At 43.0% G+C, this 12,600-nt stretch carries 14 protein-coding genes; 7 read left to right on the top strand and 7 right to left on the bottom strand.

Annotation, left to right across the window (positions count from 1 at the left end; translation table 11 throughout):
* Positions 1-20: 20 nt before the first annotated feature.
* The 5 genes from J0L83_03210 to nusB form a co-directional block, all read right to left on the bottom strand.
* Positions 21-341 carry an antibiotic biosynthesis monooxygenase gene (locus tag J0L83_03210; protein MBN8663552.1) on the bottom strand — a complete coding sequence of 107 codons (321 nt, stop codon included), beginning with the start codon at positions 339-341 and terminating at the stop codon, positions 21-23.
* A complete protein-coding gene (locus J0L83_03205; GenBank protein MBN8663551.1) occupies positions 338-928 on the bottom strand; it encodes a dephospho-CoA kinase in 591 nt (196 codons plus the stop codon). Before J0L83_03205 ends, J0L83_03210 begins: the two co-directional genes overlap by 4 nt.
* 91 nt (positions 929-1,019) lie before the next feature.
* Entirely contained in the window at positions 1,020-1,358 is a 339-nt protein-coding gene (yajC, locus tag J0L83_03200) for a preprotein translocase subunit YajC (protein ID MBN8663550.1), read from the bottom strand.
* Positions 1,359-1,379: 21 nt separating this feature from the next.
* Positions 1,380-1,814, bottom strand: a complete 435-nt coding sequence (locus J0L83_03195) for a DUF1573 domain-containing protein (GenBank protein ID MBN8663549.1) — start codon at positions 1,812-1,814, stop codon at positions 1,380-1,382.
* Complete coding sequence (gene nusB, locus J0L83_03190; protein ID MBN8663548.1) at positions 1,811-2,740, bottom strand: transcription antitermination factor NusB; 930 nt, start codon at positions 2,738-2,740, stop codon at positions 1,811-1,813. Before nusB ends, J0L83_03195 begins: the two co-directional genes overlap by 4 nt.
* Positions 2,741-2,982: 242 nt before the next feature.
* Between nusB and J0L83_03185 the strand changes: the two genes are divergently transcribed.
* Both J0L83_03185 and groL read left to right on the top strand, forming a co-directional pair.
* Positions 2,983-3,264 (top strand): co-chaperone GroES, encoded by a 282-nt coding sequence (locus J0L83_03185; protein MBN8663547.1) that lies wholly within the window; start codon positions 2,983-2,985, stop codon positions 3,262-3,264.
* A 51-nt stretch (positions 3,265-3,315) separates the two neighbouring features.
* Positions 3,316-4,950, top strand: coding sequence for a chaperonin GroEL (groL, locus tag J0L83_03180; GenBank protein ID MBN8663546.1), 1,635 nt, complete (start codon positions 3,316-3,318; stop codon positions 4,948-4,950).
* A 77-nt stretch (positions 4,951-5,027) separates the two neighbouring features.
* On the opposite strand, the gene J0L83_03175 is transcribed toward groL, so the two are convergent.
* Positions 5,028-5,711 carry a lysoplasmalogenase gene (locus J0L83_03175; protein ID MBN8663545.1) on the bottom strand — a complete coding sequence of 228 codons (684 nt, stop codon included), beginning with the start codon at positions 5,709-5,711 and terminating at the stop codon, positions 5,028-5,030.
* A gap of 136 nt (positions 5,712-5,847) precedes the next feature.
* On the opposite strand from J0L83_03175, the gene J0L83_03170 reads away from it, so the two are divergent.
* The 3 genes from J0L83_03170 to secDF all read left to right on the top strand — a co-directional run bounded on the left by J0L83_03170 (position 5,848) and on the right by secDF (position 9,865).
* On the top strand, positions 5,848-6,183 hold the full coding sequence (locus J0L83_03170) for a hypothetical protein (protein ID MBN8663544.1): 336 nt from the start codon (positions 5,848-5,850) through the stop codon (positions 6,181-6,183).
* Positions 6,180-6,680 carry an FKBP-type peptidyl-prolyl cis-trans isomerase gene (locus J0L83_03165; GenBank protein ID MBN8663543.1) on the top strand — a complete coding sequence of 167 codons (501 nt, stop codon included), beginning with the start codon at positions 6,180-6,182 and terminating at the stop codon, positions 6,678-6,680. The genes J0L83_03170 and J0L83_03165 overlap by 4 nt, the downstream gene beginning before the upstream one ends.
* Before the next feature lie 122 nt (positions 6,681-6,802).
* Positions 6,803-9,865 (top strand): protein translocase subunit SecDF, encoded by a 3,063-nt coding sequence (secDF, locus tag J0L83_03160; GenBank protein ID MBN8663542.1) that lies wholly within the window; start codon positions 6,803-6,805, stop codon positions 9,863-9,865.
* A gap of 84 nt (positions 9,866-9,949) precedes the next feature.
* On the opposite strand, the gene J0L83_03155 is transcribed toward secDF, so the two are convergent.
* Positions 9,950-10,294, bottom strand: coding sequence for an iron-sulfur cluster assembly accessory protein (locus J0L83_03155; protein MBN8663541.1), 345 nt, complete (start codon positions 10,292-10,294; stop codon positions 9,950-9,952).
* Between the two features lie 109 nt (positions 10,295-10,403).
* Here J0L83_03155 and J0L83_03150 point away from each other — a divergent pair, with 109 nt between their 5' ends.
* Together J0L83_03150 and J0L83_03145 are read left to right on the top strand one after the other, a co-directional pair.
* Positions 10,404-10,916: a hypothetical protein gene (locus J0L83_03150; protein ID MBN8663540.1), complete on the top strand. Its 513-nt coding sequence runs from the start codon at positions 10,404-10,406 to the stop codon at positions 10,914-10,916.
* A 65-nt stretch (positions 10,917-10,981) separates the two neighbouring features.
* Positions 10,982-12,541: a methylmalonyl-CoA mutase gene (locus tag J0L83_03145; GenBank protein ID MBN8663539.1), complete on the top strand. Its 1,560-nt coding sequence runs from the start codon at positions 10,982-10,984 to the stop codon at positions 12,539-12,541.
* The last annotated feature ends 59 nt before the right edge of the window (positions 12,542-12,600 follow it).

Genomic DNA, 12,600 nt, shown 5'->3' with positions numbered 1-12,600 from the left:
AGCAGCAGTTTGATGATTGCTTAGTGAGCATGCTGATCATAATCGCGCTCAACCAGACAGATTCTTGTTTTATAAGCAATATACCATTCTTTTTTACCTCTCTCCTGCGCAATTTGATGTTCGGCATGTTGTTTCCATGAGCGAATAGAAGCCAGATCTTTCCAATAAGAAACAGTAATACCTATTTCATTTCTGGTTGACTCATGGCCCAAAAAACCCGGCATGTTTTCAGCCAATTCAACCATACGAATTGCAGTAGCTGAATAGTCCTGTTCTAAATCAGAACGAATAGACGTAAAAATTACTGCATAATACGGGGGGGCAGGTGTTTGCGCAATCATTGCCTGGAATGTTTTAACAAGTCTTCATGGAGGGCTAATACCTGTGGTAATAAGGCCTGAACACCATCATTTTTGATAACCACATCGCATAACCGCATTTTAATGGTGTCTTCAATTTGCCGCCCCATTCTGGTTAATACTTCTTGCCTGCCAACGCCATCGCGTTGCATCACCCGATGTATGCGCACATGTTGTGGTGCAGTTACACCAATAATTAAATCAAGTCCGGCTGCAGAGCCAGCTTCAAACAATAAAGCAGCTTCTTTTATCACATATGGGGCCTCTTGCTGCTGAAACCATTCCTCCGCAGCTTGCATGGTAGCTGGGTGTACAATACTGTTGAGTATCTCTAATTGAAAAGGATCTTTAAAAACGATATCCGCAATAAATTTTCGGTTCAGTTCACCATCCCGATACGCTGCTTCTCCAAATGCTTCAATAACTCCAGCTTTTACTGAGGTATTGGTGTGCATGATGGATTTGGCAACAGCATCTGCATCAAACACAGGTATACCCAATGTCTGAAAGATTTTTGCTACAGTAGATTTCCCACTACCTATGCCGCCTGTTAAACCCACTTTCAACATAGCTGTAAATTCAACTTATTCGGGGATTTCGCCAAACAAAAATCCCTGCCATGCAAAATTGCTGACAGGGATTACGATTTCTCCGAAGAGATTATTTTTTCTCAGCGGTAGCTGCTTTATTGATGGCGGCAGTCCACTCCATACTGATCGCACTCTTCTCAATTTTCAGATAACTGCCCGGGCTAACTTCCAGGTTCAGCGTACCATCTTCATTGATCTTGTTCACTGTACCATGAATACCAGCAATGGTTACGATTTTATCACCCTTATTCAGGTTATCGATAAATTTCTTCTGCTCCTTGGCTTTCTTAGCCTGTGGACGGATCATAAACAACCAGAATACGGCAATGATGGCACCCATCATCACCAGAGAAAATGTAGGATTCGCACCTTGTTTTGGATCTGCCATTAATAAAACTGTGTAGAACATGTTTGTGTATTTAAATGATCATTATTGCGCTTTTCTTATTGTTCCCGAGAATACAAGAATATGGTCGGGATAAGGCTTGGTATTCATCACCACGCTGATGGTTTTACGCACTTCTCCTTCTGTTACTTTATTGCTATCGAAAGCACCAGTAACCTCTCCTTCGCCACCTGGTGGAACAGCTTCTTTTGTGTAATCCGGAGCAGTACATCCGCAGCCAGCTTTTACTGATTGAATGGTGAGCGGTTGTGTACCGATGTTTTTAAACCGGAACTTCACCTCTATCTTCTCTCCCATGCCTATGGAACCAAAGTTCACGGTTGAGTCTAGCCACTGTACTGCAGTGAGTTTTGATGAATCAACTGCAGCAGGCTGTTGCGGTGCAGCTACTTGATCGTTGTTGCCGCATGACATGAATACGGTTGCGGCGCTGAATAAAATGAGGAAAGAACGCATCATGCTTTCTTTTTGAATTCTTTTTTCTGAATGCGGCCCGAAGCTAATAATTCTTTGTGGATGTTATCCAGAATACCGTTTACAAACTGACCGCTTTGTGGCGTACTGTATTCCTTGGCCAGATCAATGTATTCGTTGATGGTAACTTTTGGCGGAATGGTTTCAAAAAACAGGAATTCACAAACGCCCATCTGCATCAGGATCATGTCTAATTGTGCAATACGCTCAGGATCCCAGTTCTTTAATTTGGGTTTGATGATATCCAACGCCACTTCCTGCTTTTCACGCACTGTCGTCAACAGGTTTTTGCCAAACTCCCACTTGTCCTTGCCAAGCATTTGCTGCAAGTTGTATGCATCAGGCTTTTGAATAAATGCGGCAATCATCTGTGCCAGCATTTCTCCATCATCTTCCCAGTTATTGAAAAGCTCCTCAATATGCGCTTCCCAGATTTCAGATGCAAACATGATATCATTCAGGATAAACTTCAAAATATCCCTTTCCTTAGGTTTTTCTCTGCTTTCTGCAACCGTGTATAATTGGTATTCCTTGGTTTCGGTGAGTTCGTTGTAGAGCTTTTTCACCAATTCTCTATCGAGCAATGATGCTACGTGATGCACTTCAACAGCATGCTGAAAACTGCCATATTCCAGAATCTGCCAAAGCACGGTATTGCCGGCAATTCTGGTATTGACATTCATATCTGCAGCAGAAGGCAGATTCTTGGCTGCACGGTTTTTGGCATCTGTTTCTGCAAACCGACAGATTTCAGTAAGGAAGTAGATAATGTATGTAAAAAGGGCTTCTGATTTATCGAACTGCTGCTGAAGGGCTTTTACCGGATCTTTTATGGCTGTATTGTCTTCCAGGGTTTCTAAAACGTACAATAACTGCATCACTTTTACCCGGATATTTCGTCTACTGATCATGCTAAAGAACTTGTTTGGGGCTGCGAAGATAAGGATAGCCCATCACAAGGCCGAGATACTGTCAGTTTTTTCCGCTAAAGTCTTGTGAATCTGCCATTCTGTGCAAAATTGACATTTAGGTGCTTTCGTATAAAAGCCATTCCTTTGCCCCTCTGAAAATTTGACCGACAAAACAGCACTGGCAGGCTAATTGCTGATACGCAGTCGAATTATTCATTCAAATTCATTAAAACCAATTACGTATGTCAAAGAAATTGAATGTGACTCCTCTGCACGACAGAGTGATCGTTAAACCAGCTCCCGCTGAAGAGAAGACCAAGGGCGGTATCATCATCCCTGATACAGCTAAGGAAAAGCCCCAACGCGGAACGGTAGTTGCAGCCGGCCCTGGTAAAAAAGATGAGCCAGTAACCGTGAAAGTTGGTGACACAGTATTGTATGGTAAGTATTCTGGTACTGAATTGCAGATCGAAGGTTTAGACTACCTGATCATGAGAGAGAGCGATATCCTCGCCATCGTTTAATTTGAAGCTTTAGTTTCATTACAATTTCTAACATATTAAATATCAATATTTATGGCAAAGCAAATCTTCTTCGACATCGAAGCAAGAAATAAAATGAAAAAGGGTGTAGATACCCTGGCTGATGCAGTAAAAGTAACCCTGGGTCCTAAAGGCCGTAACGTGGTTATTGAGAAAAAATTCGGTGCCCCTTCCGTAACAAAAGATGGTGTTAGCGTTGCTAAAGAAATCGAACTGGAAGACGCTATCGAAAACATGGGTGCGCAAATGGTGAAGGAAGTAGCTTCTAAAACTGCAGACATTGCAGGTGATGGTACTACTACTGCTACTGTACTGGCTCAGTCAATCATCAGCGAAGGTCTGAAAATGGTTGCTGCTGGTGCAAACCCAATGGACCTGAAGCGTGGTATCGATAAGGCTGTTTCTATTGTTGTAGAAAACCTGAAAGGTCAGTCTCAGACTGTAGGTAACGACAGCAAGAAGATCCAGCAGGTGGCTACCATCTCTGCTAACAACGACGAAACAATCGGTAAGTTGATTGCTGAAGCTTTCGCGAAAGTGGGCAAAGAAGGTGTGATCACTGTTGAAGAAGCAAAAGGTACTGATACAACAGTTGATGTTGTTGAAGGTATGCAATTCGATCGCGGTTATATCTCTCCATACTTCGTTACGAACAGCGAAAAGATGGAAGCAGAACTGCAGAACCCATACATCCTGATTTACGACAAGAAGATCAGCGCTATGAAGGACATCCTCCACATCCTGGAGAAAGTAGCGCAGAGCGGTCGTCCATTGTTGATCATTGCTGAAGATCTGGAAGGTGAAGCACTGGCAACACTGGTAGTAAACAAACTGCGTGGTACACTGAAAGTAGCTGCTGTAAAAGCACCAGGCTTCGGTGATCGCAGAAAAGAAATGCTGACTGATATTGCTATCCTCACTGCAGGTACAGTAATCAGCGAAGAGCAAGGTTACAAGCTGGAGAACGCAGATATCTCTTATCTGGGTCAGGCAGCATCTGTTACTATCGATAAGGACAACACAACTGTTGTTGGCGGTAAAGGCAAGAAAGCTGATATCGTTGCACGTGTTAACCAAATCAAAGCGCAGGTTGAGAATACCACTTCTGACTACGATCGCGAAAAGCTCCAGGAGCGTCTGGCTAAGCTGAGCGGTGGTGTAGCTGTACTCTATGTAGGTGCTGCTACTGAAGTAGAAATGAAAGAGAAGAAAGACCGTGTTGATGATGCCCTGCATGCAACTCGCGCTGCTGTAGAAGAAGGTATCGTTCCTGGTGGTGGTACTGCATTCATCCGTGCTATCGAATCATTGGAAGCTAAGGTGAAAGGTCAGATCGCTGACGAGCAAACAGGTATGGCTATTGTACGCCGAGCACTGGAAGAGCCTATCCGTCAGATCTGCGCTAACAGCGGTATCGAAGGTTCTATAGTTGTAAACAAAGTGAAAGAAGGTAAAGCTGATTTCGGTTTCAACGCAAGAACTGAAGTATATGAGAACCTGTACAAAGCAGGCGTTATCGATCCAACTAAAGTAGCTCGTGTAGCATTGGAAAATGCTGCATCAATTGCAGGTATGCTGTTGACTACTGAGGCTGTAATTGCCGATAAGCCAAAGCCTGAAGCAGCACACGCACACCCAGCTCCTGATATGGGTGGTATGGGCTACTAATCAGCTTTGTGTAAATAGAACAAACCCCGGTACTGAAAAGTCCGGGGTTTCTCTTTGTATAATAAGTTAGAGAGAGCTTATGCTTTAAAGTGCTTGGCAAATCCGCAGGTGAAGAGATATTGTGCATAACCATAAGTCATCATAATCACAATCTGCAAGAAGGGTTCCTTAAAGTAAAACTTATCTAATGCCAACACTGCATCTGACAAAATAAATAATGCAGCTGCTGGAATAAAATAGCTAACTGCCAATGAGCGCAAAGTTTTACTACCGGAAATATTGGTAGCAGCCACACCCATTAAAGTGATTACGGCAGCATAGCCTGCAAATGGATAAAAGAAACCACCCAAATAAGGCTTTAAGAAGCTGAGCACTTGAAAGGAAGCGCCGCCTGCAACCACCAATGCAACAAATCCTTCGGCAAATTTGCTGAGCCTGATGGGCCTAAGTCTGATAAAGTAAACGATGTATAATACATGCATGGTTAGAAAACTCACCATACCCAGCAGGAAGAAAGTATCACCGGTTCTGGTTAGCAGCACATCCCCTATCCAAGAAAAGAGTAAGGCAAGTATGGTAATTTTTCGGGAATTCTTATTCCTTGTTTTAGTAGAGTTGGTAAACAAATAAATCATCAGCACAGGTATCAAGGCTGATTTTACCAAAGGATGATAAGCAGTTTTATTGAAGTACAAGAGCGCACAATCTGCATAAAGAATAATCCAGAAAATCAGTAAGCCGTGCTTTTTAATCACATTCATGCCGGTGGTCAGGTTTGATTTGGTACTAACGAAAATAACCGCTTTCGCTCTTGTTGAAGCCTTTTTTTAAGTTTCTGCTAAGAATTTTTATTCACTGCTTTCGCCCTGTCAGTTTCCCGACCATTACCTTTGCGCCATGCTGAATAAGGCAGAATCAGATTTTTTGGTGTTTTGGGAGCAACGCAGAGCTGCAGGCATGAATCATCCTTTAACGCTGATCAAAGGCTTTTCCTGGGGGTTAATGATTGGTGCCGGTGTGGTGTTGATGTTGGAAACAGGCTGGTACCAAAGGGCTGATATGGTAGCGCATGGAAAGATGAATGCATGGGTGCTCCTGATTGGACTGGCTTTAATAGCTGCATTTGTATCCTTCTTCTATAGCCGATACAGATGGGAAATGAACGAACAACTCTACCAGGAAATCATGATTAAAAAACAACATTTCACACAACAATCAGAACAAACAATATGAAAAAGGGATTTCTCGCATTAATAGGACTGTTTACATTGGTCAGCTTTGTATTTTATTCATGTAGTAAGGAAGAAACCACTTCTTGCACAGGCGTTTCAGCTGCCAGTGAGAAATCTGCCCTGGTTAGTTTTGCCAACACCAATGGCATTACCTATACAGAGCATAGTTCCGGCATGCTATATCAGATTATTGCTCCGGGCTCTGGCCTTCAGCCAAACCTGAATTCTCGCATTTTCGTTACCTACAAGGGTACTTTGCTGAATGGTACCGGATTTGACAGCTCTTCCAACCCAGGCTCTACGAGCTTTATTCTGAGAGACCTGATTCAGGGCTGGCAGATTGGTCTACAGCAGATTCGCAAGGGCGGTACCATTAAAATGCTCATCCCTTCTTCTTTGGGTTATGGCTGCAACCCGGTTAAAAAGTCAGATGGTTCAGACCTTATTCCGGCCAATTCACCCCTCTATTTTGAGATGACGCTCTGGGACGTACAATAAGCAGAAAATCACCATATTGATAGGCCGGGAACCCAGTTTCCCGGCTTGTTTTTTCCTGTCAAAATTTCATTACCATTCCCCTATCTTTGCCCCTCACTAAAAAATTGTAAACCAATACTAGTATGCAACTGAAAGGTTTAGTGCGCTTTTTTGCGATTGCCTTGATCCTGATCTGCGTGTACCAGCTTTCCTTTACTTGGATCGTAAAAAGCCACGAGAAGGAACTTGCTGCCAAGGCCGACAAATGGATAAAGAATCTTCCTTCTGCTGAACAGAAATATCCCGGTAACAAAGACCTGCAGGCGCTGTATGCAGATAGCTTGGAAGCACTGCGTAAGGATCGTCTGAAGCGTTTACAGGATAGCACCAAGGATACCAAGATTGGTCCTTTTGGTCTTACTACATACCGTAATGCAAAAGAAAAAGAACTCTTATTGGGTCTGGATTTGCAAGGTGGTATTAGTGTGACTATGGAAGTAGGTATGGACGGATTGATTCGTTCTTTGGCCAACTATTCTAAGGATCCTGCTTTCAATAAAGCTGTTGAAGAAGCTGTAAAGCGTAAAGCAAATGGCGGTGCAGATCTGATCACACTGTTTACAGAAGAATATAAGAAAGCAAATCCTTCTGCTGCACTGGCACCTTTATTTGCTGCACGCAGTAATGGTAAAGTAAAGTTTGATGCTACTGATGCGCAAGTGACCAACTATCTGCGCGATCAAGCAACTGCTGCTTTCAATAATACTTATCGTATCCTGCGTACACGTATCGACCGTTTCGGTGTGGCTTCACCCACAATCAATCCCGATCCGGCAAAAGGTATCATCAATATTGAATTGGCTGGTATCAGTGATCGTGAACGCGTACGTAAATACTTACAGTCAACAGCTAACCTGCAGTTCTTCGAAGTATATACTTTCGAAAACAGAGATATCCAGAATGCCGTTGTTGCTGCTGACAAAGCTGTTCAGGACTACTTAAATGGTACAGCTGCAGTAGATACCACTACTGTTGCAAAAGCAGATACGACTGCGAAGAAAGCAGACACCAGTAAGACTGCTACTTTGTCAAGCGTAGCGAAGAACGTTAAAGCTGCTGTTGATTCTACTAAATTCAAAGCCAATCAGAACCCCATTGCACGTTTGGTTCAGTTTACACAACCTACACAGGATAAGGGTAAAGTCTATTTCCCCGCTGCTTTGGGTTATGTACAAACAACCGATACCGGTTTGTTGAACAGTTATCTGCGCATGGATATTGTGAAGAACAAGTTTCCCAATAACCTTGTGTTCATGTATGGCAAGCTGGAAGACGATGATCCAAAAACAAGAAATATTCTGACTTTATATGGTATCAAAACGCTGGATAATGGACAGGCAGAATTAGAAGGTGATCATATCACTGAAGCTGCCCAGGATTATGATGAGCGTGGTCGCGTTGCCATTAAAATGAATATGGACAAAGTAGGTGCGAATATTTGGGCCAAGATGACTGGTCGCAATATTGGTAAGCCTATTGCCATTGTATTGGATAATATCGTTTACTCTGCTCCTAATGTAAATGATGCAATTACAACAGGTAATTCTCAGATTAGTGGTAGCTATTCAATCAAGGAAGCACAAGATCTGGCTGAGATTCTGAAGAGTGGTAAACTGCCGGCTCCTGCCAAGATTGTACAGGAACAAGGTGTTGGTGCCACACTCGGTGCTGAAGCTGTTAAGGGTGGCTCTATGTCATTCCTCATTTCATTCATCGTCATCTTCGCCCTGATGCTGGTATATTACAATACTGGTGGTTGGGTAGCAAATATTGCCTTGATTTTGAACCTGCTGTTCACCATTGGTGTACTAAGTGCATTGGGCTTTACGCTAACTGCTCCTGGTATTGCCGGTCTTGTACTCACCATTGGTATGGCGGTAGATACCAACGTAATCATCTTTGAACGTATCAAAGAAGAACTTACCAAGGGTAAGAGCTATCAATTAGCTGTAGCTGATGGTTACAAGCGTTCTTTGGCACCTGTATTGGATGCACACGTTACTACCCTCTTAACGGCATTAACCCTGTTCTACTTTGGTCTGGGTCCTGTACTGGGCTTTGCAACAACACAGATCCTGGGTATTCTCTTATCGTTGTTCTGCGGTATCATGGTATCTCGCCTGATTACTGACTGGTACACCAATAAGAACAGACACTTCGAATATTTCACCGGTATTTCTAAGCGTATCTTCAAGCATGCAGCATTCAAGTTCATTGAATACAGAAAGATTGCTTATGGTATTTCAGTTGTTGTATTGATACTGGGTGTTGCTTCTTTCTTTAATGGATTTGATGAAGGCGTTGAATTCTCCGGTGGTCGTAGTTATACTGTGAAATTCGATAAGCCTGTAAATGCTGATCAAATCAGAGAAGACCTGAAAAAAGCATTTGAAGAAGCACCAATTGTAAAAACAGTTGATAACGCCAGCCAGTTAAACATCATTACTGCTTATAAGATTAAAGAAAGCGGCAATAACGTGGACTCTCTGGTAGAAGAGAAACTCTTTGAAGGATTGAAGAGTCACCTGCCTGCAGGTCTTACTTATAAAGAGTTTGACACCAAGTATAAGCAATACTCTCAAACAGTATTACCAACCATTTCTGATGACCTGAAAGCAGGTGCACAAACTGCAACTATTTTCTCATTGTTGGTGATATGCTTGTATATCTTCATCCGTTTCCGCGATTGGAGATATTCACTGGGTACAATCGTTGCCTTGTTGCACGACGTATTCGTAACGCTTGCAGTGTTCTCATTCCTGAAAAATGTAGTGCCTTTCCCATTGGAAATCGACCAGCATTTCATTGCGGCGATTCTTACGGTAATTGGTTTCTCGATGAATGATACTGTGATTGTGTACGACCGTATCCGTGAAGACAGCAAATTGTATCCAAGCCAGAGCAAAGAAACATTGATCAACCGTGCGATCAACGAAACATTGAGCCGTACCATCATGACTTCTTTGACGGTATTCCTGACCATCCTCATCCTCTTCATCTTTGGTGGTGAAGTAACCAGAGGCTTTGCCTTTGCGATGTTGATTGGTGTGGTTACCGGTACCTACTCTTCTATTTTTGTAGCTGCCCCAATTCTGGTGGATTTTGCCAAGAATAGACCCCTCGGTAAATCAGCTGAAAAGAAATAAATACAAAGCCCCTTAACCGGGGCTTTTTCATGCAATAAAAAATCCCCGCAGCAATGCAGGGATTTTTTTTATTCGTGTGTTGAATTAAACACTAAATGAAGTACCGCAACCGCAGGTCTTGCTGGCATTGGGATTGGTAAAAGTAAATCCACGGCTATTCAAGCCACCTTGCCAATCGATTTCCATCCCAAATAAATAAAGTTGATGACTCTTATTCATGATACAGGGAACACCTTCAAATTCAAAAGTCTCATCTTCCTCTGTTTGCTGATCAAAACCCAAGACATAACTCAAACCGCTGCAGCCACCACCCTTTACACCTACACGTAGTTTCTGTGTAGTGTCAAATCCATCTTCTGCCATTAAGCGCTTAATCTCTATTACAGCACCTGCTGTAAATTGAACGGGAGTAGCAGTCATTGTTTCCATACACTGAATTTCTACAAAATTATTGGTATTCTTTTTTGCTTGTACCGATTTGGCTTTCGTTTCACGGAAAATGGTGTATTAAGACCTTATTTTTGTGAAAATACCTTACATGGATATCACAGTCGTGCTGACACTGGTTAGTGCATCAATCGTAGCAGGTTTCGCAGGATGGCTCATCTATTTGCAAAGAAAGGCTAAGACACAGGAAATTATTGCCAATAACAAAAAAGTAGAAGGCTCTCAGCAACTACAGTTACAAGCTTATGAGCGCCTTGTTTTATTAGCAGACCGTATTGCATTGCCAAAGCTTATTAGCAGACTGAATCAGGGCGATATTCCGGCGAGAGAATTTCAATTTATCCTGATCCATGCCATTCGTGAGGAGTTCGACTACAATATTACCCAGCAGATTTATGTAAGTGCAGATGCCTGGACAGCCATCAAACAGCTAAAAGAACAAAACCTGCTTATCATCAATCAACTGGCAGCCACCCTATCACCTGAGGCTAGCTCAGGCGAGCTGAGCAGACTCATTCTGAATTATCTCATGAATGATGCCAAAGGCAATTTGCATGAAATGGTGAGTGAAGTACTTAGCATTGAAGCCAGAAAAATCCTCTAAGCTTGAGGAATATCATAAAAGCAGCGCAGTATCCTTCGTAATTTTAAGCTCTTGATTCAATCCATATGAACGATAAACAAATCTTTACCGATAGCGGCATTGAAGTGAAGCAGGTATACACTGCAGCAGATCAAGCAGCCCAGTCATCAGCTTTACCAGGTGAATTCCCTTATACACGCGGCATTCAGCCAGATATGTATCGCGGTAAACTCTGGACAATGCGCCAGTACGCCGGTTTCTCCACCGCTGAAGAAAGCAATAAGCGCTATCATTACCTGCTCAGTCAGGGAGTAATGGGCTTAAGCGTAGCGTTTGATCTGCCTACACAAATTGGTTACGACAGTGACCATGCACTTGCTGAAGGCGAAGTGGGTAAAGTGGGAGTTGCCATTGATAGTATTGAGGATATGAAAATTCTCTTTCAAGGCATTAAGCTGGAAGAAGTCTCCACATCCATGACCATCAATGCAACTGGCTTTATCCTATTGGCATTTTATGTAGCATTGGCGAAGCAACAAGGTGCAGACCTAAAAAAGATTGCCGGTACAATCCAGAATGATATTCTGAAGGAATATGCTGCCAGAGGCACGTATATCTATCCACCTAAACCATCTATGCGCATCATCACTGATATCTTTGAATGGTGCAGCAAGGAATTACCCAAGTGGAATACCATTTCCATCTCAGGCTACCATATCCGCGAAGCAGGGAGTACTGCAGTACAGGAAATTGCATTCACACTCAGCAATGGTAAAGCATATGTAGAAGCAGCTATTGCCAAAGGACTTGATATCAATGTATTCGGAAAGCGCCTTTCCTTCTTCTTCAATGGGCACAATAATTTCTTTGAAGAAGTGGCCAAGTTCCGCGCAGCCAGAAGAATGTGGGCCAAGATGATGAAAGACCTAGGCGCCACAGATCCTAAAGCCATGATGCTGCGTTTCCATACACAAACTGGCGGTTCAACACTAACTGCGCAACAACCACTGAACAATATTGCTCGTGTGACCATTCAAACCATGGCGGCTGTGTTGGGCGGCACGCAAAGTCTGCACACCAATGGTTATGATGAAGCCTTGAGCTTACCTACCGAAGTAGCAGCACGTATTGCCCTGCGTACACAACAGATTGTTGCCTATGAGAGTGGTGTAGTTGATACCGTGGATCCATTGGCCGGCAGCTATTTTGTAGAAAGCCTGACAGATGAAGTGGAAGCCAAAGCCTGGGAATTGATTGCCAAAATTGATGCGATGGGCGGCAGTGTTACCGCCATTGAGCAAGGCTTTATTCAGGATGAGATTGCCCGTAGTGCTTATGATTACCAACGTCAGATTGAAAACAAAGAGAAAATCATTGTTGGCGTAAATAAGTTCCAGGTAGAAGAGCATAATGATACGCCTTTGCTCAAAATTGACGACAGCATCCGAAAAGTACAATCCGATAAGCTTGCTGCACTACGTGCGAAGCGGGATGCCACCAAAGCCCAAGCTTGCCTGGATGCCATCAGCAAAGTCGCAAAAGATGGTAGTAACCTGATGCCTGTGGTGATTGAGGCCGTAGAAAACTACTGTACTTTGGGTGAAATTGCAGATACCCTGCGCAAGGAATTCGGCGAATACAGATAAAGCTTATTTAACGAATCATATTTGGGGACAGATAACTGTGTCCCCTTGTTTTTTATACC

It is taken from the genome of Chitinophagales bacterium, from assembly GCA_017303835.1.
Lineage (GTDB): Bacteria > Bacteroidota > Bacteroidia > Chitinophagales > Chitinophagaceae > JAFLBI01.
Note: the sequence above shows the minus strand (reverse complement) of the source record. Positions and strands in the feature narration are given on the sequence as shown.